Origin of the sequence: Streptomyces dysideae (assembly GCF_001514305.1) — a bacterium.
GTDB classification, from domain to species: domain Bacteria; phylum Actinomycetota; class Actinomycetes; order Streptomycetales; family Streptomycetaceae; genus Streptomyces; species Streptomyces dysideae.
The window spans coordinates 568,739-593,186 of the sequence record NZ_KQ949075.1 but is presented as its reverse complement, the minus strand read 5'-3'; the positions used below and the strand labels follow the sequence as shown (position 1 = coordinate 593,186).

Annotated in this window: 22 protein-coding genes; all 22 read right to left on the bottom strand. The window is 69.6% G+C overall.

Translation table 11 applies throughout. From position 1 onward, the window contains the following. Positions 1–29: 29 nt before the first annotated feature. Positions 30–1,142: a right-handed parallel beta-helix repeat-containing protein gene (locus AQJ91_RS02675; RefSeq protein ID WP_067015623.1), complete on the bottom strand. Its 1,113-nt coding sequence runs from the start codon at positions 1,140–1,142 to the stop codon at positions 30–32. Positions 1,143–1,185: 43 nt separating this feature from the next. Continuing rightward, positions 1,186–2,247: a dienelactone hydrolase family protein gene (locus AQJ91_RS02670; protein WP_067015620.1), complete on the bottom strand. Its 1,062-nt coding sequence runs from the start codon at positions 2,245–2,247 to the stop codon at positions 1,186–1,188. Next, a complete protein-coding gene (locus AQJ91_RS02665) occupies positions 2,234–3,514 on the bottom strand; it encodes a pectate lyase family protein (protein ID WP_067015617.1) in 1,281 nt (426 codons plus the stop codon). The genes AQJ91_RS02670 and AQJ91_RS02665 overlap by 14 nt, the downstream gene beginning before the upstream one ends. Next, a complete protein-coding gene (locus AQJ91_RS02660) occupies positions 3,507–4,532 on the bottom strand; it encodes a pectinesterase family protein (RefSeq protein ID WP_067015613.1) in 1,026 nt (341 codons plus the stop codon). The genes AQJ91_RS02665 and AQJ91_RS02660 overlap by 8 nt, the downstream gene beginning before the upstream one ends. A gap of 1 nt (position 4,533) precedes the next feature. Further along, complete coding sequence (locus AQJ91_RS02655; protein WP_067015610.1) at positions 4,534–5,667, bottom strand: pectinesterase family protein; 1,134 nt, start codon at positions 5,665–5,667, stop codon at positions 4,534–4,536. 113 nt (positions 5,668–5,780) lie between these two features. Then, complete coding sequence (locus AQJ91_RS02650; RefSeq protein ID WP_067015607.1) at positions 5,781–7,061, bottom strand: pectate lyase family protein; 1,281 nt, start codon at positions 7,059–7,061, stop codon at positions 5,781–5,783. Between the two features lie 65 nt (positions 7,062–7,126). Continuing rightward, on the bottom strand, positions 7,127–7,927 hold the full coding sequence (locus AQJ91_RS02645) for a rhamnogalacturonan acetylesterase (RefSeq protein WP_067015604.1): 801 nt from the start codon (positions 7,925–7,927) through the stop codon (positions 7,127–7,129). A gap of 180 nt (positions 7,928–8,107) precedes the next feature. Then, on the bottom strand, positions 8,108–9,463 hold the full coding sequence (locus tag AQJ91_RS02640; protein WP_067015601.1) for an ABC transporter substrate-binding protein: 1,356 nt from the start codon (positions 9,461–9,463) through the stop codon (positions 8,108–8,110). A gap of 48 nt (positions 9,464–9,511) precedes the next feature. Further along, a complete protein-coding gene (locus AQJ91_RS02635) occupies positions 9,512–11,509 on the bottom strand; it encodes a pectinesterase family protein (RefSeq protein ID WP_067015598.1) in 1,998 nt (665 codons plus the stop codon). A gap of 34 nt (positions 11,510–11,543) precedes the next feature. Then, on the bottom strand, positions 11,544–13,088 hold the full coding sequence (locus tag AQJ91_RS02630) for a glycoside hydrolase family 43 protein (protein ID WP_067015595.1): 1,545 nt from the start codon (positions 13,086–13,088) through the stop codon (positions 11,544–11,546). After that, complete coding sequence (locus AQJ91_RS02625; RefSeq protein WP_067015592.1) at positions 13,085–13,930, bottom strand: DUF6807 domain-containing protein; 846 nt, start codon at positions 13,928–13,930, stop codon at positions 13,085–13,087. Before AQJ91_RS02625 ends, AQJ91_RS02630 begins: the two co-directional genes overlap by 4 nt. Then, complete coding sequence (locus AQJ91_RS02620; RefSeq protein ID WP_067015589.1) at positions 13,930–15,087, bottom strand: Gfo/Idh/MocA family protein; 1,158 nt, start codon at positions 15,085–15,087, stop codon at positions 13,930–13,932. Before AQJ91_RS02620 ends, AQJ91_RS02625 begins: the two co-directional genes overlap by 1 nt. After that, positions 15,084–16,388, bottom strand: coding sequence for a pectate lyase family protein (locus tag AQJ91_RS02615; protein WP_067015586.1), 1,305 nt, complete (start codon positions 16,386–16,388; stop codon positions 15,084–15,086). The genes AQJ91_RS02620 and AQJ91_RS02615 overlap by 4 nt, the downstream gene beginning before the upstream one ends. Then, on the bottom strand, positions 16,385–17,284 hold the full coding sequence (locus tag AQJ91_RS02610) for a carbohydrate ABC transporter permease (protein WP_067015583.1): 900 nt from the start codon (positions 17,282–17,284) through the stop codon (positions 16,385–16,387). Before AQJ91_RS02610 ends, AQJ91_RS02615 begins: the two co-directional genes overlap by 4 nt. Then, complete coding sequence (locus AQJ91_RS02605) at positions 17,281–18,216, bottom strand: carbohydrate ABC transporter permease (RefSeq protein ID WP_067015580.1); 936 nt, start codon at positions 18,214–18,216, stop codon at positions 17,281–17,283. Before AQJ91_RS02605 ends, AQJ91_RS02610 begins: the two co-directional genes overlap by 4 nt. Before the next feature lie 132 nt (positions 18,217–18,348). Further along, positions 18,349–20,079, bottom strand: coding sequence for an L-arabinonate dehydratase (gene araD, locus AQJ91_RS02600; protein ID WP_067015576.1), 1,731 nt, complete (start codon positions 20,077–20,079; stop codon positions 18,349–18,351). Then, the gene (locus AQJ91_RS02595; RefSeq protein WP_067015573.1) at positions 20,067–20,975 is read right to left on the bottom strand and encodes a dihydrodipicolinate synthase family protein; all 909 of its coding nucleotides are present in this window, start codon (positions 20,973–20,975) and stop codon (positions 20,067–20,069) included. Before AQJ91_RS02595 ends, araD begins: the two co-directional genes overlap by 13 nt. Next, positions 20,972–21,640 carry a GntR family transcriptional regulator gene (locus AQJ91_RS02590; RefSeq protein ID WP_067015570.1) on the bottom strand — a complete coding sequence of 223 codons (669 nt, stop codon included), beginning with the start codon at positions 21,638–21,640 and terminating at the stop codon, positions 20,972–20,974. Before AQJ91_RS02590 ends, AQJ91_RS02595 begins: the two co-directional genes overlap by 4 nt. 135 nt (positions 21,641–21,775) lie before the next feature. Beyond that, positions 21,776–22,528: an MBL fold metallo-hydrolase gene (locus tag AQJ91_RS02585; RefSeq protein ID WP_067015567.1), complete on the bottom strand. Its 753-nt coding sequence runs from the start codon at positions 22,526–22,528 to the stop codon at positions 21,776–21,778. Positions 22,529–22,546: 18 nt separating this feature from the next. Continuing rightward, positions 22,547–22,801, bottom strand: coding sequence for a hypothetical protein (locus AQJ91_RS02580; RefSeq protein ID WP_079084625.1), 255 nt, complete (start codon positions 22,799–22,801; stop codon positions 22,547–22,549). Further along, positions 22,794–23,663 carry a hypothetical protein gene (locus tag AQJ91_RS02575; protein WP_067015564.1) on the bottom strand — a complete coding sequence of 290 codons (870 nt, stop codon included), beginning with the start codon at positions 23,661–23,663 and terminating at the stop codon, positions 22,794–22,796. The genes AQJ91_RS02580 and AQJ91_RS02575 overlap by 8 nt, the downstream gene beginning before the upstream one ends. A gap of 98 nt (positions 23,664–23,761) precedes the next feature. Then, positions 23,762–24,352, bottom strand: a complete 591-nt coding sequence (locus AQJ91_RS02570) for a TIGR03086 family metal-binding protein (protein WP_067015561.1) — start codon at positions 24,350–24,352, stop codon at positions 23,762–23,764. Positions 24,353–24,448: the final 96 nt, after the last annotated feature.

The window sequence follows — 24,448 nt, the reverse complement described above, 5'->3', positions numbered from 1 at the left end:
ACGAAAGCGGGCCTCGCGTCCTGGTTCGGTCAGTCCATCGTCGCCCCGATGGTCGTGCTGCCCGTGGTCAGGAAGGTGGTGGCGGGCAGGGAGCCGTCGTACTGGCGGGCGTTGTAGCAGGTGGTCGCGTCCGTCGACCGGAAGGACGGGGTGGAGATCCCGGAGTCCCAGTTGTTGCCGGACGAGACGACCGAGCCGCCCTTGTTGACCGAGCCGCCGCCGTTGCTCACGGCGAGGTTCTTGCCGAGGCGGGCGGCGCCGGTGGCGAAGTAGTAGCCCCACTTGGCGTTGGCGTAGGCGGTGGTGCGGTTGATGACGATGGCGCCCTTGTTGCTGTTCTCGGTGAAGCCGTTGCCGGCGTTGTCCCAGGCGGCGGAGTTGTTGATGACATGCGCCACGACCTCGCCGTCGCCTCCCAGCTTGTAGCCGTTGCCGTCGCCCGCGAAGGCGGAGTCGCCCCAGCGGTTCTTGCCGTTGCCGAAGGCCCAGGTGTGCTCGACGGTGACCGCCGAGGAGAAGGACCAGAAGTCCAGGCCGTCGTCGGAGTTGTTGTAGAGGCGGGCCCCGGTGATGAGGTTCCCGCTGCCGGAGCCGTACTTGACGGCGATGCCGTCGGCGTTCTCGCCGTGGGTGGCGGCGTCGTAGTGGCCGTAACTGTCGATGTTCTTCACGGTGTTGTTGACCGTGCCGTCGCCGGTGAGTGTGAAGCCGGAGTCGCCGCCGTTGATGGTCCTGATGTTGTTCCAGTTCGTGCCGGTGCAGGACTGGCAGACGACCGCGCTGTCCGGGGAGTTCTGGAAGGTGATCTTCGAGACGTTCCAGTAGTCGGCCGTGAGCTTGAAGATCCAGGAGCCGGAGGGCAGCGAGGACCCGTCGATCTTGACGGTCTCCGAGCCGTACGCGGTGAGCGTGACCGGCGACGAGGAGGTGCCGTTGGCCGTGGACTGCAGGGTGGCAGTCGGGTAGTAGGTGCCGCCGCGGACCTGGATGACGGTGCCGGGCGTGGCGTTCTTGATGGCGTTGGACAGGTCGGCCGAGTTGCTGACGACCACGGTGGCGGCCTGCGCCTGGGTGGGGAGGGCGGCGAGTCCGGCGCCGAGGATCAGGGCCGCGGTGGCCGTGAGAGCGGTACGACGAGACATGGAGTGCGGGTCCTTTCGTCGTGCGGGGTGGGGATGGGGACGGTCACAGGACGGAGCCCAGCCATGAGAGGACCTCGTCCTGCATCGGCTCGGTGAAGACATGGCCGAGCCCCGGCCAGATCTCGGTACGGAGCCGCTCCTCGGCGTGACGGGACTGCCAGACGGCGCGCAGCTTGGCGTACGCGGCCTGGACGCCTTCGGCGGTGAACAGCGGATCCTGCTCGCCGGCGAGGAAGAGCATCGGCCTGGGGGCGGCGATGCTCGCCACGTCGGGGATGTCGAGGAATCGGGCGAGCCCGGGGTGGAGCATGTGGTATGACGACTGCCCGCGCAGCGCGTTGTTGCCGGGCACCATCATTTTCTTCAGCCCGGTCATCCAGCCGACGCTCGCCGCGGCGGCGATGTGGTCGCTGAGCGCGGCGGTCTGCCAGGCGCGGTAGCCGCCCATGGAGAACCCGACGGCGGCGACGCGGCGGGCGTCCACGCGGTCGAGGCCGGCCAGGAAGGCGGCGGCGCGCTGGTCCTCGCGCGCCATGAGCCCGGCGAGGGAGGAGCCGAGCTGGTAGAGGTTGGCGGCCAGGGCCTGCTGCCGCTCGTAGGTGAGACGTCCGCGGTCGCTCCAGCCGAGCGCGTCCAGGCAGAGGACGGCATAGCCGCGCCGGGCCAGCTCGTCGCCGACGAAGCGCCCGCTGAAGTGCTGGTCGGCCCATGCCTGGGCAGAGGCGAGGCGATTGTCGTCGTACCAGGGCCGGACGAGTTTCTCCTTCCCGATGTCGAACCTGGCTCCGTGGTCGTGGAGGAGGAGTACGGCGGGGAAGGGGCCGGTGCCGTGCGGGGTGAGCAGGACGCCGGGGACACGTGTGTGGCGGGTGAGGGAGAGGGTCAGCAACTGCCGGGTGTAGCCGTCGCCTTGGGAGGGTTCGCCGTATGCGGGGGCATATGGCGTCCCGTCCTGCCGTTCGACGACGAGGTGCTCCTCGACCTTGTCCCGTGCGGCCCGCTGCCACGCCTGGAAGTCACGGAGGGGCGAAGTGCCCCAGGCGAGGGGGAAGTCGAGCTCGTCCTTGAGGGCCTGATGGAAGCCGGGGAGTTCACAGGCGTCCATACGGCCTCCCGGTCCCGGCGTGCCGCAGGACGTACCGCTCGACCGCCGCCGCGGAGGTGAGGGGCCGGTAGTCGTAGACGTCGGCGGGGTGCCAACCGACGCCGGTACTGAGGCCGAGGCCGGTCGCCACCTCGTTCAGGTGGGCGGGGCGGCCGTTGAACCAGGAGCCGGTGTCGCGGAAGTGCGCGCCGCCGTAGTGCGCGACGGTGAGGGACGGGGAACCGCCCCGGTAGCGGAACACGTTGCGCTCGGAGAAGATCGAGGACTCCACGCCGACGCCGAGGGCGTAGAGGGTGCCGTCCGCCCGTCCCCGGTACACGTTGTTGACGACGTGCACCTGCCCGAAGCGGACGCGCGGGGCGCGCTGCGCGATGCCGGTGAAGAGGTTCCGGACGAAGGTCACCTTGAGATGCCCCCGGTCCCGGTCACCGCGCCCGTCGCCCGACCCGATGAGGATCGCCTTGTCGTGGTCGTCGAACCGGCTGCCGGAGACGGTGACGAAGTCGGAGCCGTCCTCGATGTCCAGCAGTCCGTCGTGCCGTTGGACGCGCTCGCCGTGGAAGCCGATGGGCGCCGAGCGGTCCGGGAAGCGGCCGTCGGTGAAGGTGCAGTGGTCGACCCAGATGTGCTTGCCGGTGACGACGGTCATGGCGTCGAAGCGGGCGTTCCAGCTGCCCTGTGTGCCGTCGCCCGGCGACCAGGTGGTGAAGTGGTCGACGGGGGCCTCGAGATGAAGATTCCGGACGATGATGTTCGTGCCGGTGTTGACCGTCAGGAAGACCCCGAGAAGGCGGGCGTCGTCGCCGGCACCGACGAGCGTGGTGTTGCTCGGCAGGGTCAGCTGGATCTGGGCCTTCTCCCTGTTCGACCCCGTCTGCCGGAGCTGCCGCTGCTGCTTGCAGTAGTCGTGACGGGTGTCGGACCAGACGGCCCCGTCCGCACCGAAGCAGGACATGTACTTGGCGAGGTCGTATCCGGGCGCGTAGTCCTGCTCCCCGAGCAGCGAACCGTCGTCCGCCTCATGGCCGTTGATGTCACCGACGACCCTGATCACCTTGGGTGCCGTGGGGTCGCCCCGGTTGGCCAGGGCCTCCTTGAGCTCGGCGCGCGTGCGCACCGTCCAGGTCGTGCCGCCCGCGCCGCCGGTGGTGCCGGGGCCGGTGGCGGCCCAGCCGACGGGTTCGCGCCCAGGGCCGGGGGCGGCGGAGGCCGACGTCGGCCAGCACAGGCACAAACAGGCGAGGAGGGCGACAGCGGCCCTACGCACGGGGGCGCCAGTCGCCGAGATATACCTTCCTGGTGTGCAACTCGGCTTCACCGGGCGTCAGTTGAGGCCGGTTCTCCGGAACAGTGATCACCGCACCCGGGCCGCTGTTGCCGTACTCCCGGAACCGCATGGTCTGCCAGGGATAGGCCTCCCGCATGTTGGTGTACGGCGCCACCGGGTCGATGCCGGGCCCGATCCGGGTGTCCCGCACGACCAGGGACGGCCACGCGGTCGTCTCGTACGACGGCACCCACGGGCGGGCCAGCTTGTACGCGGCGTCCTCCGCGCCGGAGGTGATGCGGCAGCGGACGGCGAGGATGCCGTAGGCGTTGGCGCGGGCCGTGGACGGGGCGAAGACCATGCCCTTGGGGATGAAGTTCACCTCCCGTTGCAGGGTGTGGAAGTGGCAGTCCTCGAAGACGGCCGTGGCCCGCCCGAAGACGAAGTCGACGTCGCCCTCGATGTAGCAGCGGTGGAAGTACTGCCGGTCGAAGGCGTCGAGGGCACTCGTGTCGACGAAGAGGGTGTCCTGGTGGGCCAGGAGGCGGACGTTCTCGAAGTACGACCGGTCCCCCGTCACGTACGCCGCCACCGCCTGGGTGCCGGTGATGTCGGGATGGTCGGCGCGCAGCCAGTCGTTGGCGAGGGTCAGGTCGCGGACGGTCAGGCCGGGGGCCGCCGAGGTGAAGGTGGCCGAGCCTGCGGTGCCGTATGTCGTGCCGTCGGGCTTCTTCGTGCCGTTCGCGTTGTCGTGGACGAGCACCGCGGCGCGTGGGTCGCGGGCGGCGCCACGCAGAGTCAGCTCAGCCTTCTCAGCCGGGATCTTGACGACCTCGCGATAGGTTCCCGGGTGCACGACGATCGTCCAGCCGGGGCCGTCCACCGCGTCCACGGCCTCCTGGACGGAGTCGCCGGGACGGACGTGCAGGACGCGGCGGCGGGCGTCGGCGAAGGCGGGGGCGGTGCCGGCGGCCACCAGGCCGCCGGCGATTCCGGCGAGCAGTGTGCGCCGGCGCATCTCAGCACTCCTTCCACGGCGCCCAGCCGCCCAGGTAGGCCTCGCGGGTGTGCGCCGCGGCCTCCTCGTCCGTCAGCTGGGGCCGGTTCTCGGGGACGGTGATCTCTGCGCCGGGGCCGGTGTTGCGGTACTCGGCGAAGCGCTGGTCCTGCCAGGGGTGGTCGGCGCGCATGTTGGCGTAGGGCGCGGCCGCGTCGATGCCGGGGCCGAGCCAGGTCTCCCGGACGGTGAGCATGGGGCGGGCGGTGGCGCTGGAGCTGGGCACCCAGGGGCGGGCCACCTTGTAGTGGGCGTCGGGGGCCTCGCTCGTCACCCGGCCACGCAGGACCAGGTAGCCGTGCGGGTTGGCGCCCTCGGTCGAGGGGGCGAAGACGAAGCCGTACGGGGCCGAGGAGAGGTCCGTGCGGGTGAGCGTGCGGAAGTGGCAGTGCTCGTACACGGCCGTGGCCCGGCCGAAGACGAAGTCGACGTCGCCCTCGACGTAGCAGTGGGAGAAGTACTGGCGGGCGAAGAGGGTGGAGGAGTTGGAGTCGGCGTACAGGGTGTCCTGGTGGCCGAGGAAGCGGCAGTGGTGGAAGGCCGAGCGGTCGCCCTGCACCTTGATGGCGACGGCCTGGGTGCCGCTGATCTCGGGGTGCTCGGCGCGCAGGAAGTCGTTGGCGAAGGTGATCCGGTGGGCGGTGAAGCCGTCTGCCCGGACGGTGGTGGTGGCCGAGCCGGTGGTGCCGTAGGTGCCGGAGCCGTCGGGCTTCGGGGTGCCGGCCGCGTTGTCGTAGACGATGACGACGTCACGCGGGCCGTCGCCGGCGCCGAGCCAGGTCATCTCCGTGCGGGAGCGGTCGACGGAGACCGTCTCCCGGTAGGTGCCCGGCGCGATGACGAGGGTCCAGCCGCTGCCGGTCGCGGCGGTGACGGCGGCCTGGACGGTGGTGAAGTCGCCCTGGCCGTGGGAGTCGACGTACAGGGTTCGCTCGGTCAGGCGGTCGGCCGGGGAGCCATAACGGCCGAAGGGGCAGGACCGGGCGTCGGCGGCCCGTGCGGGGACCGGCCCGAGGGCGAGCGCGGCGCCGGCACCGGCGCTCGCCATCAGGAATCCCCTTCTGGAGAAGGGCAGCTGGAGGTGGGGTGAAGGCATGGTTGTGCTCCTTCGAGGTGCGGCTCGTGCACAGGATGGGTCGGGTACTGCCTCGCGGAGGGGGGGTTGCCGGGGCCGGGGCGGCGACGCGCGCCCCGGCCCGTCGGGGTACGTCAGTACAGCCGGTCGGCGCCCGCGAGGGCGTCGACGATCCACGGCACCGCCTGCGGCGAATGGACCTTCGTCCGCAGGGTCGGCGTCCATCCGGCGCCCGACTGCAGGGTCTCCTCGGGGATCTCGGCGTTGTGGACGGCGATCAGATCGGTCAGCTTGCCGTTGACGTAGTTGTTCTCTGCGGTGAGCGGCGCTTCCTTCCACTTCTTCAGCGTCCGGGCCGCGCTGACGCCGGCCGGCAGGGAGAACGCGTTGTCGGTGGCGTACAGCCGCGACTCGATGCCGATGCCGAAGACGTAGCCGAACTTCTGGTCCTCGGTCACCACGAAGTGGTTGTTGTACGAGTCGACCTGCCCGAACCGCACGCGCGGCGCACGCTCGACGATGCCCTCGAAGCGGTTGTGGTGCAGGGTGACCTTGAGCTTGCCGGCGTCGGTCGCGGCGGCGCTGTCGCTGTTGCCGATCAGCATGGTCTTGTCGTGGTCCTTGAACGAGTTCCAGGACACGGTCACGTAGTTGGCGCCGCGCACGATGTCGACCAGCCCGTCGTGCTGCTGGAAGACCTTCCCGAAGTACGACGGCAGGGTGCTGTCGGGGTAGCGCCCGTCGGTGAAGGTGTTGTGGTCGAGCCACACATGGGTGGAGCCGTAGACGACGACACCGTCGTACTCGGAGTTCCAGGCGCCGGTCTTGTTGTCGTCGGTCGGGTCCCACTGCGGGAAGCAGTCGATCGGGGCCTCGACGGCGAGGTTGCGGAGGATGACGTTGTCCACGCCCTTGACCTGAAGGCTGCCGCCGAGGATCCCGGAGCCCTTCCCGACACCGACGATGGTGGTGTTGGAGGGGACGTTCACCCTGATGGCCCTGCCCTGGTTGTCGGCAGACGCGTCGCGCAGGTCCTCCTGCTCGCCGCTGACCGGGGTGTCGTTGCCCCAGACGGCGGGGTCGTAGTCGGCGAGGTACTGCTCGAAGTCGTAGCCCTCGGCCGCGAAGGCGTCGCAGCCCCGGGAGACGGCGTCGATCATGCCCTTGACCCTGATGATCTTGGGCGCGTCGCCGCCATCCTTCAGAGCGGCCTTGAACTCCTCCCAGGTGGTGACGGTGTAGACGTGCGCGGAGTCGGCGGCCGAACCGCCGGTCGTCCCCGCACCCTCCGAGGCCCAGCCGTCGCCCGCGGCGAGGACCTCACGACCGAGATCACGGCCGTGCGCCTGAGCACTCGCCCCGGTGAGGCCGAGGACGAGCGCGGTGCAGCCGACGAGCACGGCCGTTCTTCCCATGGCATGCGCATGCCAGACATGTGCGTTCACTGTGCGGCTCTCTCTTCTGCTCTTGGGGGACTCGGTTACGCGGCGGCTTCGGGCCAGGTGATCCAGGACTCCGGGATCTCCTCGTCGAGCCGGTGCACGTCCTGCGGGCCGAGCACACGCGTGCGCAGCAGCTCCTGTGCCACGAGACGCGCCACGGCGATCGCGCCCGGCGGATTGAAGTGCGTGTTGTCCTGCTCGGTGTCGGTCCAGTTGAAGTACTTCTTCGTCTCCTCGACGCCGAGCTGCTGCCACAGCGCGAGGGACAGGGCCTGAAGGTCGAGCAGCGGCACGCGCTCCTGCTCGGCGAGCGCGCGCATCGCCGCCGGATACTCGCCGTGGGTCGGCCTGGCGTTGCCGGCCGAGTCGAACCGGCGACGCTCGACGGAGGTGGCGAGCACGGGCCGCGCCCCACGGGCCCGGGCGCCGTCGATGTACATGCGCAGATAGTCCTGGTACGTCGTCCAGGGCTCGGTGTACCGAGCGGGGTCGCTGACCTTCTCGTCGTTGTGCGCGAACTGGATCAGCAGGAAGTCGCCGGGCCGGATGGCGGCGAGGATGACGTCAAGCCGACCTTCATCGACAAAGCTCTTCGAACTGCGCCCGTTCACCGCGTGGTTGGAAACGGGCCGGTCCTTGTGCAGGAAGAAGGGGAGAGCCATACCCCACCCGGTCTCGGGCGCGGCGTCGGCGTACTTCTGGGCGGCGGTGGAGTCACCGGCGATGAAGAGGGTGCGGGGGCGGTGACCCGATCCGGCGTGAGCCGTACCGGTGGCCGCGAGAGCGAGCGGAGCGGCGGCCAGGGCGGCCAGGGTGATCTGTCTACGGGTGAGCGACACGGGGGAGTGCCTTTCTGGGGATGTGCGTTCAGTGGTGCCTTTCAAACGTGGGGGGTGGCAGCGCCCCTAGGGGCGCTGGGCTGTACCGATTTGCGGCTCCGCCGCGTAGGTGCGACCAGCCAAGGACGGCCCGCAGCCTGCAGACCACAGGCCGTCCTACGGCGAAACCCGGCAGCAGAATCAGCCGTTACGCGAATTCCACTCGGTCTGAGCCTCGTTGAGCTGCTCGGCCAACGTGTCCAGGAAGTCCTTGGCGCTCATGTCCCCGTTGAGCACCTTCTGGAAGTTCGGCTCGTTGTCGGCCTTGGAGATGGAGTTCCAGTCGGGCAGGTAGTACGGCAGCTGCACGATCGAGGTCGACCCGTCGTTCAGCGCCTCCGCCGCCAGCTTGGTCGGCTCGGCCTTGGAGATCCAGGCATCCTTCGCGGCCTCCGTGTGGGACGGGATGGCACCGGCCGACTCGTTCCACTTGGAGTTCGACTCGTGCGAGACGGCGAACTCGATGAACTTCCAGGCGGCCTCCTTGTTCTTGGAGGTCTTGAACACGCCCAGGCCGTCGACCGGGTTGGAGACCTGGACCCGCTTGCCGTCCGGGCCCGTGGGCTGCGGGATGCCGCGGAACTTCTCGACCCCGAGCGCCTTGACGTGGTCCTGGTAGGAGCCGAGGTTGTGGTTCAGCATCCCGATCGTGCCGGAGTCCCACTGCGCGACCATCTTGGTGAAGTCGTTGTTCAGGTCGGCGGCCGGCGTGACCTTCTTGTAGAGGGCCGCGTACTTCTCCAGCGCCTCGGCGTTCTTCGGGTCGTTGACGGTCGTCTTCTCACCGCTGGAGTCCCAGAAGGACGTGATCCCGGACTGTCCGTACATGGCGTCCAGGGCCTGGGCGATGGAGCCGGCGCCACCGCGGATGGTGTAACCGAACTCGTTCTTGCCGGCGTTGGTGAGCTTCTCCGCGGCCTCGTAGAACTTCTCCCAGGTGGCGGGCTCGTCCACACCTGCCTTGTCGAACAGATCGGTCCGGTAGTAGAGCACACCGTTGTTCGCGGAGGTCGGAACCGAGTACAGCTTGTCGTCACCGCCGCCCGCGGCCTTCATCGACGTCAGCATGTCCTCGTTGAGCTTGCCGTTGAGCGAGGACTTGCCGAACCGGTCGTCCAGCGGCTCCAGCGCGTTCTGCGCGGCGAAGCCGGCCAGCATCGCCGCGCCGACGCCGCCGACGTCCGGCAGGCCGCCGCCCTGGATGGCGGTGTCCACCTTGGACTGGTAGTCGGTGGACGGGATCCCCACGTACTCGACCTTGATGTCCGGGTTCGCCTTCTTGAAGTCGGCGATGATCTCCTTCCAGATGTCGGTGCGGACACCACCGTTGTTGTCCCAGAAGACGATCTCTCCCGTGCCGCTGCCCTCGTCGCCCGTGTCGCCGCTCGTGCCGCTGTCACCACAGGCGGTGGCGGTCAGGGCGAGCACGGCGCTCAGGGCGACGGCGGCCGACATGCGGCGCCCGCCTGTGCTGCTCCTGCGATTGTTGATCTTCATGGTCGGCTCTCTTCTTCTGGATCAAACAGAGATGTGAAGTTGTGGGGGTCAGTGACGGGCGTACGGCATCCAGCCGTCAGTGCCCTTGAGGTAGTCGGCGACGGTGTGGCTTCCGGCGTCCTCGTCGCTCATTTGCGGCCGGTCCGCGGTGACAGCCGCTCCCGGTCCGTAGTTCTGGTACTCGGTGAACCGCGCGTCCTTCCACGAGAACCCGCTCATGTCGGTCCAGGGTGAGGACTTGATCGCCGCCGGCAGCTCGGTCTCCCGGATCAGCACCTGCGCGACGGCCTCCAGTTCACCGCCCGGGTGCCAGGGCCGCCCGAGGTGGAAGCTCCCGTCGGGCGCGTCACTGACGATCTCCGACCGCGTGATCAGGAAGCCGTACGGATTCCCCGTCCAGGTCGAGGCGGCGGTGATCCAGCCGTTGTTGGTGGTTGAGCCGCGGTTGAGCGCCCGGATCACGGAGCGCTCGATGACGGTGGTCGCGCGTCCGTAGATGAAGTCGACGTCGCCCTCGATGTACGAGTCGCGGATGTAGACCCGGCTGACGGTGGTCAGCCTGGGGCTGTTGGTCATCAGGGTGTCCTGGTTGCCCAGGAAGGCGGTGTTCTCGAAGACGATCCGGTCACCGTTCGTCTTCATCGCCAGCGCCTGCTCGCCCCTGAGCTCGTGCGCGGCCTCGTCGAAGTCGTTGCTGAAGGTGAGGTTGCGCGCGGTCACGTCGTTGGCGTCGATCCGCACGGTGGCGCTTCCGGTGGAACCGCCGTACTCGGCAGGCGTGTCGTAGACGATGACGGTGTCGGACCGATCTTGTCCAGTCCCCTGCAGCACGATGTTCGGCTTGTTCGAGGGGACGTGCACCTTCGCCCGGTACGTGCCCGGCGCGACCGCGATTGTCACCGTGCTCGCGTTCCCGCTCGGCACGGCGTCCACAGCGGCCTGCACGGTCGGGTAGTCGCCCGGGACGTGCAGCGTCACGGAGTCACCGATCCGTGCCTGCGGCCCGGAGAACTGCGTCACCAGCGCCGGGACGGCGGTGGCCGGGTCCAGCCGGTACCCGTAGAAGTCCCGCGGATCGAAGGCGTCACCCCATTCGTCGTGCCGACCGGTGGTGTTCCTCAGGATCGACCCGCGCTCGACCAACTCGGCTGTCGCGTCCGCCTGGTAGGGGTGCTGGACGCCGTCGTAATAGCTGTTCTCCAGGACCATCTTGGTCCGGCCGCGCGCCCAGCTGCCGTACGTCCACACCGGGTCGCCGTCGTGCACCTGGTCCGTGAAGTAGTTGTTGTACAGGTGCGCGTAGGCGCAGTTGTCGGCGGAGGGATTGCGCTGTTTGGTGCCGGTGAACCAGTTGTGGTCGATGGTGATCTGTGTCTTGGCGTTGGTGGTCCAGCCGATCCCGAACGCCTTGTTGTGGTTCGTGAACTGGTTGTAGGAGACGGTGACGTACTGGCTGTCCTTGCGGATGTCGAGCAGCCCGTCACCCATGTGCGTGAAGCGGTTGTGATCGATCCAGACGTGGTCGACGGTATCCATCTGAATCGCGTCGAAGTCGGTGGTCTTGCCGTCCCAGTCGCCCTCGACGTAGGAGTCGCGGATCGTCAGGTTGCGGATGATGACGTTGCTGGTGCCCGGGTTGAGGTGCAGCTCGCCGTGGACGATCTCGCCGGTGTCGCCGACGCCGACGATGGTCTTGTCCGACCCGACGACGATGTTTGAGCCGAAGGGTTCGACGTCGATGGACCCCGACACCCGGATGATGTACGGCTCTTCCGCCGCCGCGTACTTCACGAGTGAGGCCTGGTCGGTGACCGTGACGATCCTGCCTCCTGCCCCGCCGGTGGTGCCGCCGGCGACGGAGGCGAAACCATGGGGCCGGTCGGTCCAGCGGGCGGCCGACGTCGTGGTGTCCGAGGCGGCAGGGGCGGCTTTCGCCTCCCCGATCGCCCCGAGGCCCAGTGCGGCCACCAGGCCCACGACGGCGGCCAGGGTTCTGCCGGCTCCCGGGCCGACTCCTGGCAAGCGCTTGCTACGGAGGTGCGTCATTGCGGCTCCCAACAGGCGTTACAAGTGGGGTGAGTTACAAGGCGTTGATCCTGAACTGCGTGAACGTCCCCGCGCCGGCGTGTCCCTGACCGGCGGGAGCTAGACCGAACAACCCCAGTAAGGCGCCGACCCAGCGCCACGGGGTGGCGGCGAAAACGGGACCCGACGACCGCGGGCCGTCACCGATGTCGTAGAAGAACCGGCACCGCGCCCCGGCTCCGATCTCGACCCGCAGCCGCACCCGCCCCTCGGGCGCGAGCCTCGGATGACCGGCGTCCCGTTCCCTCTCAGCGACCGCCTCCGCGAACCGGTGCACGACATGCACCGCCCCGTCCGCGCCCCGCTGGAGTCCGATCCAGCTGAACGCGTCCCCGAGCACCGCGAACCCGGCCCGCGCCCCCGGCTCGTCACTGTCGAGTCGCAGCTCGACCTCGACCGCGCACGGTGTGCCCGGCATCCGCTGGGTGAGGACGTTCGGCAGTCTGCGCAGGTCGTGCGCGTCGGCCGAACGGACGCAGGTCAGCCGCAGGCCGTCCCCGGAGTGCTGGGTGGCCCAGCCGGCATGGGGGTCCCCCCGCTCGAGCGAAGCCGAGAGAGGGGGAGGATTGGCCGTCCACTGCCACTGGCGGCCGTAGCGTCCGCCGGGGAAGTCGTCGTCAGTGGCGGGCGCGGCGGCCGGCTGTGGCGGCAGGTCGGGCCTGGCGTGTACGGCGACGGGGGCACCGTCGTCGCCGAGCACCGGCCAGCCGTCGGCGCCCCAGCGCATCGGCTGGAGGTGGACGACCCTGCCGTAGGCGCCCTTCTGCTGGAAGTGCAGGAACCAGTCCTCACCGGACGGGGTGCGCACCCAGCCGCCCTGGTGCGGGCCGTTGACGTCGGTTTCCTGCTGTTCGAGGACGATCTTCTCCTCGTACGGCCCGAAGAACCCGCGCGAGCGGAAGGCGCCCTGCCAGCCGGTCTCCACGCTCCCGGCGGGCGCGAGGATCCAGAACCAGCCGTCGTGCTGGTAGAGCTTGGGGCCTTCGAGCGTGAACCATCCCGGGATCCGGTCGCCGTCGACGATCAGCTTGCCCTCGTCGAGGAGTCCGGTGCCGTCGGGATGCATACGGTGGCCGGTGAGGCGGTTCTTGACCCCGGAGCGGGACTTGGCCCAGGCGTGCACGAGGTAGGCCTCGCCGGTCTCGTCGTCCCAGAGGGGGCAGGGGTCGATCAGGCCCTTGCCCTCCTTCACCAGGTGCGGCCCGGTCCAAGGGCCGCGGATCTCGGGGGCGTTGACCTGGAAGATGCCCTGGTCGGGGTCGCCCCAGAAGATCCAGAAACGGTCGTCGTGATGCCTGAGCGAGGGTGCCCAGACGCCGCAGTCGTGCCGGGGCACGGCGAACTCCTCCGCCGGTTCCAGACGTTCGACGGCGTGGCCGACCAGGGTCCAGTTGACCAGATCCCGGGAGTGCAGCAGGGGAAGCCCGGGGGCGCGGCCGAAGCTGGAGGCGGTCAGGTAGAAGTCGTCGCCGACGCGGACGACGTCCGGGTCGGACCAGTCGGCGTCGAGGATCGGGTTGGTGTAGGTCTCGGTGGTCACGGGCTCACCGCCTTGCGGACCAGGGCACCCGCCGCGTCCCGGTCGAGGTGGCCGTCGGCGACGATGGTGACGACACGTCGTACGACGGTGTCGCCCGGCTCGATCGGCACCCGCTCGTCGTGCGCGAGGGACGAGCCGACGCCCGGGTACTCGGCGGTGCGCACGAACCACGGGTCCCGGCGGGTCCGGTCCGTCGCCCCGGCGAAGACCAGCGTCCAGCCGGTGCCGACGAGGGCCAGCCAGTCGGCGCGGTTACCGTGGACGGCTTCCTCGCCCTCGGTGTCCGGCGTGAAGACGTCCGGCTCCGAGTCCTCCTTGCGGGCCCGCCAGAAGAAGCCGCCGTAGGCGGCGCCGGGGCGTCCGTTGGTGGCAGGGCTGCCGATCGACAGCGGGCCTGACGTGACGTTGGTCAGCGAGAAGGTGAAGTCCAACGCCCAGGCCACATCGGTGAGTTCGGTGGCCGCGACCGTACGGCGTTCGCGCAGCAGCTCGGCTCCCGAGGCGACCCAGCGCAGCTCCTCCACGAAGCCGTCGGGGTCGCGCAGCTGGAAGGCGGTGTGCCGCTGGGCGCCGTGGTTGTCCAGCTCGGTCGGGCCCTGGTCGCGGACGAAGGTGCGTCCGCCCCAGAAGTTGTGCCCCTCGACGTCGGGAACGGCGACACCGACGCCGAGGTGGTGTGTGTGGTCGGCGGGGCTGAGTTCGGTGACCGCCGTGCCGGCCAGGGTGGTGACGGGGTGCAGGTACGGGCGTGGGGAGAGCCGGGCCGGCAGTTCGGGCCGGGTGACGTACCGGCCGACGGGGCGTCCCGCGACGCGCAGCACCGCGGTGTCGTGGGGGGTCATCAGGTGCTCACCTCTTTCGTTCTCGCCGGGAGAGCCCAGGGGGCGCCCAGCTCTGAGTAGAGGGCGAGGGTGTCGGCGGCGGCCGCGGCCAGGCCGTCGATGCCGGGGACGACCCGGCGCTGCTCGTCGGGGAGCAGCTGCCAGGCCTGCTCGGGCAGCGGGGCCGGGTCGGGGGCCAGGCGGACGGCCTCGACGACCTTCATGAAGGCGCCGGTCGTGTCCGGGGGGACCAGCAGGTCGGTGCCGTCGGTGAGGTGGTCGACCAGGTTCTCGAGCAGGTCGGTGCGGCCGTACTCGAACTCCTCGGGGCCGTGGTCCGCGCGCTGGAGAAGGACGCGGTCCTGCTTGTACCAGAAGGTGATCCGCCCGCGCTCGCCGTGGACGACGACGTACGGGTCGTCGGGGTCCTCGGCGCAGAGCGTCGCGGCGACGACGACCGGGCGGCCCTGCGCGGTGGTGACGCGGACGCAGGAGGTGTCGTCGGACTCGATGTCGTTGGCGCGCAGCAGCTCGGTCTCGATGGCGGTGACGTCCTCGGCGCGCACGGTGTCGCCCAGGGCGAGGGCGGTGGCGACGGCGTGCGCGAGCGGGTTGGTCAGCACCCCGTCGATCACGTCGACGCCGTTCAGCCGCCGCTTGCCCGCCCAGGGCGCCCGCCGGTAGTAGGCCTCGGCCCGCGCCCAGGCACCGGCCCCGCCGATCCCGACGACCTCGCCGATGACACCCTCGGCCATCAGCGTCCGGATCGCCGGCACGGCGTGCGAGCCCAGCGACTGGAAGCCGATCTGGCAGACGACCCCGGCCTCGGCGACCCCGTCGGCCATCCGCCGGAACTCCGCGTACGACGGGGCCGGCGGCTTCTCCAGCAGGATGTGCACGCCACGCCGCGCGGCCGCCAGGGCCAGGTCGGTGTGCGTCGGGATCGGCGTGCAGATCACCGCGATCCGGGCGCCGGTCGAGTCGAGAAGGACGCCGAAGTCGGCGGACTGCTCAGGGCTGCCCAGGCCTTCCGGGAGCTCCGCTCTCGTCAGGGGAGTCAGCTCGCAGATGCCCGCCAGGCGGACGATCCCCTTGTCCTGGAGCCTGCGGATGTTGTCCAGGTGCCAGCGGCCGTGGCCGCGCGCGCCCGCCAGGACGATGGGTACGGCAGTGCTCATGGGATCCTCCCTGCGCCCGCGCCGCGTGCCACCTCTCGGTCGGCCGTTCCGGCGCTGTCGATCTTTCCGTGCAGGGTAGGTGTCCAGCCGACGTCGGCCGTGAGATCACTTTCGCTGCCGGAGTTGTAGGCGTTGTAGACCGCGAGCAAGTCGACCGGGAAGCCGTTGAAGAGAGTTCCGGTCTGGTGGAAGGCGGTGCCGTTCCAGCTCTTGACCAGGTCGGCGACCTCGATGTGGCCGGGGGTGTGGAAGGCGTTGTTCTCGGCGTATACACCGGACTCGGTGGAGACGCCGATGGAGTAGCGGTAGTCGTGGGTGTCGGCCGGGACGACGTACCGGTTGTTGTAGAGGTGCACCTGTCCGAAGCGGACGCGGGGCGCACGCTGGACGACGGACTCGAACTCGTTGTGGTGCAGGGTGACCCGGAGCTTGCCGCGATCGCCCGTCGCCGTGTCGCCGTTGCCGATGAGCATCGCCTTGTCGTGGTCGGCGAACCGGCTCCAGGAGACGGTGATCAGGTCGGAGGCGTTGGTGATGTCCAGCAGGCCGTCGTGGCGGAGGTAGTTGCGGGCGAAGTAGGTGGGTTCCTTCTCGTCCGGGTGACCCTTGTCGCTGACGGTCACATGGTCGATCCACACATGGGTGGCGCCGCGCAGCCAGATGTTGTCGTACGCCGTCTTCCAGTCGCCGAGGCCGCCGGTGTTGGGCTGCCAGACGGGGAAGCAGTCGTAGGCGTCGCGAAGTTCGAGGTTGCGGACGATGACGTTGTTCGCGCCCTTGAGCTGGAGGCTGCCGCCCTTGAGGACGGCTGTGTTCCCGGAGTCACCGATTCCGACGATGGTGGTGTTGGAGCCGACGGTCAGGGCGACACGCTCGGCCTGCTGGGCCGCCGACGCCTGGCGGGCCTCCTCCTGCGGGCCGCTGGGCTTGGCGGAGCCCCAGGTCCGGGGGTCGTAGGCGGCGAGGTACTGCTTCGGGCTGTAGCCGTCGGTGGCGTAGTCGGCGCAGGTGAGGCGGTCGCCGTCGTCGTCGGTGTTGGCGTCGATGGTCCCGGCGATCCTGATGATCTTCGGGGTGTCGCTGCCGCCGTCGAGGGCGCGGACGAGTCCGGCGCGGTCGGTGACCGTGTACACGTGCGCGTCGTCGGCCGCCGCACCGCCGGTGGTGCCGCCGTCGGCCGCCGCCCAGCCGTCGTTCGCGGGCAGGGTGTCGCGGCTGATGTCGCGGGCGTCGTCGGCGTGTGCGGGGACGCCGAGCAGTCCCAGCAGGGCGGTGGTGGCGATGATGTGGCGGAGTCTCATCCCTTCACCGCCCCCGCGCTGAAGCCCGTGATCAGCCACTTCTGGATGAAGGCGAACACGATCACCACGGGTACGGCCGCGACGATGCCGCCGGCGGCGAGCGCGCCGAGGTCGACGCTGTCGGCGCCCATCAGGGTGTTGAGGCCGACCGGGATGGTCTGCTTCTCCTGGTTGTTGAGGAACATCAGGGCGAACAGGAAGTGGTTCCAGGAGTGCACGAAGGCGAAGGAGCCGACGGCGATCAGGCCGGGCCGCAGCAGCGGCAGGACGACGATCCGGAACGCCTTCATCCGGCCGCAGCCGTCGACCCAGGCGGCCTCCTCCAGGGAGTACGGCACGTTCTTGATGAAGTTGCTGATCAGGATGATCGACAGCGGTAGCTGGAAGACCGTCTCGGCGATGATGACGCTGCCGAGAGAGTTGATCATCTGCAGCTCGGCGAAGATCTCGAACAGCGGGACCAGGAGCAGCGCGCCGGGCACGAACTGGGAGCACAGCAGGGCCAGCATGAAGACCTGCTTGACCTTGAAGTCGAACCGGGCGAGCGCGTAGCCGCCGGCCAGTGCGACCAGGGTCGTCATGAACAGGGTCGCGACCCCGACGAGCACGCTGTTCTGGAAGTAGATGCCGAAGCTCCGCTCCGTCCAGACCTTCTCGAAGTGGTCGAAGGTCATCGGCCAGGGCACGAGCGAGGTGGAGCCGGCCGGGCGCAGGGAGAAGAGCAGGATCCAGTAGAACGGGATCAGGGTGAAGACGAGGTAGATGCCCAGCGGCAGGTAGATCTGCCAGCGGGGGGCCTCGTCCCAGGCGCGGCGGCTCTTCTTCGCCGGCCGCGGCGGTTCGGGCACGGTGGGCGCGGGGGCGGGGGCGACCGCGATGGCCTCCTTGGTTGTCACTTGTTCTCGCCTCCGAACTTGCTCAGCCGCAGATAGACGATCGAGCAGAAGAGCAGGATCACGAACGCGACCGTGGTCAGGGCCGACGCGTAGCCGAAGTTGTGGGCGTCGACGCTGGTGTTGGCGATATACAGCGGCAGCGTCGTGGTCACGCCCGCGGGTCCGCCGCCGGTCAGTGTGTAGAGCAGGTCGACGTTGTTGAACTCCCACACCGCGCGCAGCAGCGTGGACAGGATGATCGCGTCCTTCAGGTGCGGCAGGGTGATGTGCCAGAACTGCTTGATCCGGCTGGCCCCGTCGACCTCGGCGGCCTCGTACAGGTCCTTCGAGACGGACTGGAGGTCGGCGAGGATGAGGATCGCGAAGAAGGGCACGCCGCGCCACAGGTCGGCGACGACCGCGGCCCAGAACACGGTCCCGGTGTCCGAAAGCCAGCTGGTGCCGTAGGAGCCGATGCCCATGTCGGCGAGGTAACGGGTGATGCCGGTCTGGGAGTTGTAGAGCAACACCCAGATCGCGGAGGTCAGCACGCCGGAGACGGCCCACGGGGAGAAGACCATCGCCCGGCCGAGCCCTCGCCCCGCGAAGGTCTGGTTGACGATCAGCGCCAGCGCCAGACCGAACAGCAGCTGCAGCCCGACCTCGACGACCACCCACTTGGCGCTGAAGACCAGCGTGTCCCAGAACAGCGGGTCGTCGGTGAAGGCGTGCACGAAGTTGTCGAAGCCCGCGAAGCCGTTCCGCCACGGTTTGGTGGGGTTGTAGTTCTGCAGGCTGTAGTAGAAGACGCTGATGACCGGGTAGGCGATGAAGCCCAGCATCAGCAGGACCGCCGGCGCGATCAGCAGGTACGGCAGCCTGCGCGGCGTGGCGGAGGCACGGCGCCGCCGGGGTGGCGCGGGCGGTTTCGCCACGGCTGCGGCTTGGGCCATGACAGTTCTCCGTTCTGGTGCGTCGTGCGTGCGTGCGTCGTGCGTGCGTCGTGCGTGCGTCGTGCGATCTGGTGCGGGAAGCGCTTTCTCTCTGTGCAGGGGTGTGCGCGTTCGTATGGGTGGTGCTGCGGTTCAGCCCGCGTACGGGTCCGCGACCTTGCCCGGACGGGCCAGGAACTCGAAGTCGCAGCCGGTGTCGGCCTGGGTGATCTGCTCGTTGTAGAGCGCGCCGTAGCCGCGCTCGTAACGGGCGGGCGGCGGCGTCCACTCCGCCCTCCTGCGCTCCAACTCCACGCCGTCCACGTTGAGTTGAAGAGAGCGCGCCTCGACGTCCAGGGTGATCTGGTCCCCGGTGCGGACGAGGGCCAGCGGTCCGCCGACATACGACTCGGGTGCGACGTGCAGCACGCAGGTGCCGTAACTCGTGCCGCTCATCCGGGCGTCGGAGATCCGCACCATGTCCCGTACGCCCTGCTTCAGCAGATGGTCGGGGATCGGCAGCATGCCGTACTCGGGCATGCCCGGACCGCCCTTGGGCCCGGCGTTGCGCAGCACCAGCACACTGTCGGCGGTGATGTTCAGCGACGGGTCGTTGATGGTCCGCTGCATGGTCCTGTAGTCGTCGAAGACGACCGCGGGGCCGGTGTGCTTGAGCAGGTGCGGCTCGGCGGAGATGTGCTTGATGACGGCGCCGTCCGGGCAGAGGTTGCCGCGCAGGACGGCGACCCCGCCCTCGTCGGCGACCGGGTTGTCCCGCGGCCGGATGACATCGTCGTTGTGCACCTGGGCGCCGGCGATCTGCTCGCGCATCGTGTCGTGCGAGACGGTCGGCCGGTCCAGGTGGAGCAGGTCCGGGATCCGGGAGAGGAACCCGGGCAGGCCGCCCGCGAAGTGGAAGTCCTCCATGAGATACGTCCGACCGCCGGGCCGGACGTTGGCGAGGACCGGAACCGTGCGGGCCACGCGGTCGAAGTCGTCGAGGGTGAGCTTGACGCCCGCGCGTCCGGCCATGGCGATCAGGTGGATGACGGCGTTCGTCGAGCCGCCGAGGCCGAGGACGGTGGTGACGGCGTCCTCGAAGGCGTCCCGGGTGAGGATGTGGCTCAACTTCCGGTCTTTGTGGACCAGTTCGACGACCCTCATGCCGGCCTTGGCGGCCATCCGGTCGTGCCCGGAGTCGACGGCCGGGATGCTGGACGCCCCCGGGACCGTGACGCCGAGGGCCTCCGCGGCGGCGGTCAGCGTGGACGCCGTACCCATGGTCATGCAGTGGCCGGGAGAGCGGGCGAGGCCGTTCTCCAGCTCGCCCATCTCGCAGTCGCCGATGAGGCCGGCGCGCTTGTCGTCCCAGTACTTCCACATGTCGGTGCCGGAGCCGAGGACCTCGTTGCGCCAGTGGCCGGGCAACATGGGCCCGGCGGGCACGAAGACGGCCGGCAGGTCGACGGAGGCCGCCCCCATGAGCAGCGCGGGCGTGGACTTGTCACAGCCGCCCATCAGCACGGCCCCGTCGACCGGGTAGGACCGCAGCAGCTCCTCGGTCTCCATCGCCAGCATGTTGCGGTAGAGCATCGGGGTCGGCTTCTGGAAGGTCTCGGAGAGCGTGGAGACCGGGAACTCGAGCGGGAAACCCCCGGCCTGCCACACCCCCCGCTTCACCGCCTGCGCGCGGTCCCGCAGATGCACGTGGCAGGGATTGATGTCGGACCAGGTGTTCAGGATGGCGATGACGGGCTTGCCGAGATGTTCCTCGGGCAGATAGCCGAGCTGGCGGGTGCGGGCCCGGTGACTGAAGGAGCGGAGCCCGTCCGTGCCGTACCACTGATGGCTTCTGAGCTCTTCCGGGGACTTCATATCGACCATCCGGCGGCTATGGCGGCGACTTCCGCCCGTTGGTCCTCGGGCAGGTGGCTGCTGGGCGGGCGGACGTCGCGCCGGCACAGGCCGAGGGAGGCGAGGGCCTCCTTGACGACGGTGACGTTGTTGGCGGAGCCGTTGGCGGCGCGCAGCTCCTCGAAGCGGCGGATCTGCTCCCAGACCTTCATCGCGGCCGGATAGTCCCCGGATCGAAGCGCTTCGATCATGTTCATGGAGACGGCGGGGGCGACGTTCACCAGCCCGGAGGTGAAGCCGGTGGCGCCCGCGGAGAAGTACGAGGGGGCGTACGGCTCGGCCAGTCCGGCGACCCAGACGAACCGCTCCAGTCCCGCGTCCCGGGCGAAGGCGGCGAACCTGGCGGCGTCCGGGACGGCGTACTTCACGCCGACGACGTTCGGGCAGGTGTCGGCGAGCTCGGCGAGGCGCAGGCCACTGAGCTGGGCGTTGCGGATGTACGGGACGACACCGAGCTCGGGCACGGCCGCGGCGATGGCGCGGTGGTAGTCGACCCAGCCGGTCTGGGAGACGTACGGGTGGACGGGCTGGTGGACCATCACCATCTGGGCGCCGAGCTCGCGGGCGTGCCGGGCGGAGGCGATGGCGGTGGGCACGTCGTGGCCGACACCGACGAGAACGGCCGCCCGCTGCCCGACCTCCTCGATGGTCAGCTCGGTGACGAGCTTCCGCTCCTCGGGGGCGAGGGCGTAGAACTCGCCGGTGTTGCCGTTGGGGGTGAGGGTCCTGACCCCACCGTCGAGGAGACGACGCAGCAGGGCCCGGTGGACGTCCCGGTCGACGGTGCCATCCTCGGCGAACGGGGTCACCGGGATCGCCACCACGTCGGCCAGGGCCGTCCGCTGGGTCTCGAACGTCGCTGTCATGCCTGACCGTCCTCTCCCTGGGCCCCGGACTCCGCTGCCGGGAAGGCCCGCTCGACGAACGACGCGATATGGGCGTGGAGGGCGCGCGCCGCGCCGTCGGCGTCACCGTCGAGGGCGAGCCGCAGGATCTCCCGGTGCTCGCCCGCCTCCCGCTCCCAGGAGGGGGAGGCGGCCCAGGCGACGGCCGAGACGAGGGCCGCCTGGTCACGGACCTCGTCGAGCATCCGGCCGAGCAGCGGGTTGCCGCACGGCAGGTACAGGGCGCGGTGGAACTCCCGGTTGGCAAGGGACCGTTCGGCGGTGTCGGTGGCGTCGTCGGCGCGGGTCAGCGCGTCGCGTGCGGCGTCGAGGGACGCCCCGCGTTTCACGGCCCGCTTCAGCGCCTCGGGTTCGAGGAGCAGCCGCACGTCGTAGACCTCGCGCGCCATGTCCGCGTCCACCATGCGCACCGTGACGCCCTTGTACTGGTTCATCACGACGAGCCCGGTCCCGGCCAGGGTCTTGAGCGCCTCCCGCACCGGGGTCTTGGACACCCCGAACTGCGCGGCGAGCTCGGTCTCGACCAGGGCCTGACCAGGCGTCAACTGCCCGGTGAGGATGCGGCGTTTGATCTCCTCCAGCACATACTGCGTGCGGGAGGGGATCGGCGTGGGCACAGAGGTCATGCGCGCCTCTCGGATCTCGCGTATCGGATCTCACGTATCGCGTCTCATATATGACGTACGAAGTACGACGCGTTGAAGGTAGGAGCGTCCCTGTGTTTCGTCAATGCTTCTGACAAAGGAAGTTGTGGTTGCCGATCAGACGCGCAGTTCGTGGCCTTCGCGCGCGGTGAGGGTCGGCCCGCCGAAGGCCGCGGCGGCGCGAGCGGTCGCTGCCTCCGGGGCGAGCGTCGGCCCGACATGGGTGATGCACAGCTCCCGAACCCCTGCCCGGCGGGCGGCGGTTCCGGCGTCCTCGGGCGTCAGGTGCACCTGTTTGCCTTCGCGATGTGCGTCGATGTCGGCCTCGCACAGGAACAGGTCGGCGTCGCGGGCGAGTTCGGTGAGTGCGGGGCAGGGACCGCTGTCCCCCGAGTACGCGAGCACCCGCCCGCCGCTCTCGACCCGCAGCCCGTACGCCTCGACGTCGTGCACGACGGCACGCGAGGTGAGCAGCAGGTCGCCATGCCGGGCGGTGTGGCCGTCGTACAGGGAGCGGAAGTCGAGGATGCCACTCAGAAAGCCGGCGTCCGCCCGCCCGAAGAACCCGGCGAGACGCTGCCCGCAGTCAGCCGGCGCATAGACCGGAATCGGCGCGTCCGGAGTGAGGCCGCCATAGGCCAGCCCGTACACGGCGGCCAGTAGATCGGTGGTGTGATCGGCGTGCAGATGCGAGATCCAGATCGCCGTGAGCCGCCGGGGATCGGTGTGCCGCTGCAACTCCGCGAACGTGCCCGTACCCGCATCCACCCACACCTCAGCGCCCCCGCCCCATAGCAGATAGCCGGAGCAGGGGCGATCGGGGGCGGGGTGCGGGGAGGCGGTGCCGAGGACGGTGAGGCTGAGGGGCATGGGGGCTGTCAGTCGATATCAGTCGCCGAAGAGATCCTGCGCGCGCGTGACCTCCGTGACCTCCCAGGCCCGGTCCAGCACAACGCCGAGCTCCTCGGAGTCACGGCAGGACAGCACACGCTCACGCACACCGTCCGGGACCTCCAGCCCACGCCGCTCCAGCACCATGAGTACCGCCTGCGCCCACACCTCCGCGCGGCCCTCCTTGCGGACCTGCTGGGCTGCCGCGGAACGGTAGAAGATCTTGGTGCTCAGGCCACCGGTGTCAGTCACCGAAAAGGTCCTGCGCACGCGTAACCTCCCAGGCCCGGTCCACCAAAGCGCTGAGCTCCTCGGAGTCACGGCAGGACAGCACACGCTCACGCACACCGTCCGGGACCTCCAGCCCACGCCGTTCCAGCACCATGAGTACCGCCTGCGCCCGCTCCTCCGCGCGGACCTCCTCACGGACCTCCGCGCGGACCTGCTGGGCTGCCGCGGAACGGTAGAAGATCTTGGTGCTCATCAGTTGTCTCCAGATCTCGACGACTTCGGAGCCCGTGAGGCCGGCCTCCACATACTCGGCGTAGACCACCGCTTCGTCGGGGTCCATGTCCTTGAGCTCCTGGGCCAGTGCGGTCAGTATGCCAGCGTTCGCCGGCCGGCGACCATGAACCAGGCTGGACAGCACCCACAGGGCGATGTCGCCGCGCGCCTCGTCCGCGCTGCTGATCAGCGGAACGCTGGTCGGACCGAGGACGTGCGGCTGGGCGATGAGCGAGGGCCGCTCCGGGAAACCCGAGGCGATCGGCTGTGCGGCCCACCGCTCGGTCAGCGGTTCGTCGGTGAGCACGATCAGCACGGCGTCGGCGTCGTACCGCTCACCGAGGTACGCCAGGTAGTACGGCCACGAGCGACGCTTGTCCGCGTCGGGTTTCCCCTGGGATTCCAAGGCCACGACATAGCGCGTCTTCTCCGTGTCCAGCTGGAACAGGGCGTCGACCCGTCTCTCCACCGGCATCAGCTCGGTAGTGACGGTGTCGAGCGGTGTGATCTCCAGGACCGGTCCGATGGAGAGACCGAGCAGGCCCTGCATCGAGGTGACGAGCAGCTTGGTGTCCTGCTGGAACACCTGGTGCAGGGATTCGTGGTGCACTGACGGGCATGGCGCCGACGGTATCCATGTGCGCGGGGCGCGGCGGCCGAACGCATGCGCATACCCCGATCGAGTGATCACCGGTACCGCTGCGGGCGCTACGGCGTCCACTCCGGGTCCCGGCCGCTCAGGCCGATCGCACGGTCGAGGAGGGGCGCGTCGTTCGGTACGGGCACGACCGGACCGAAGATGCCGCCGCCCCGGCTCGGGTCGTCGGCGGCCGCGAGGAGCATGCCGTACGACAGCTGCAGCGCGCCCGGGTCGGGCTCGTACTCCTGACCGGTCGACCGGGCCAGGTCCCAGCCGTGGATCACCAGTTCGTTCACCGCGACGGCGCCCGCTTCCGCGCCCGTCAGCGGCACGCCGCCCGCGCGGGTGTCGCCGGTCCAGGCGGCCGGGTGGCGCCATGCCTCGGCCAGTTCGTCGAGGACCTTGGGCAGTTCCTCGCGCCAGCCGGGGCCGATGTCCGGTACGGCGGCCTCCGGGCTGGTGTCGGTCGTGGGGCCCAGGTCCTTGCGGCCGGCGTCGCGGAAGGCGACGGAGAGTCCGGCCAGGTGGCCCAGCATGTTGCGGACCGCGTAACCCGGGCACGGCGTCCCGTCCGCCAGCTGATCGTCACGCACGCCCTCCACCAGCTGCGCGACGACGCGGGTCTGGGGTCCGAGGTCGAGGATCGGGTGGTCGGTCATCGGTGCTCCTCACGCGAACGGGTCCGGTCTGCACCGGCTCTGAAAGGTGGACCGACCGCGCGCACAAAACTCATCGCTCACCGGCACAGCACCGCC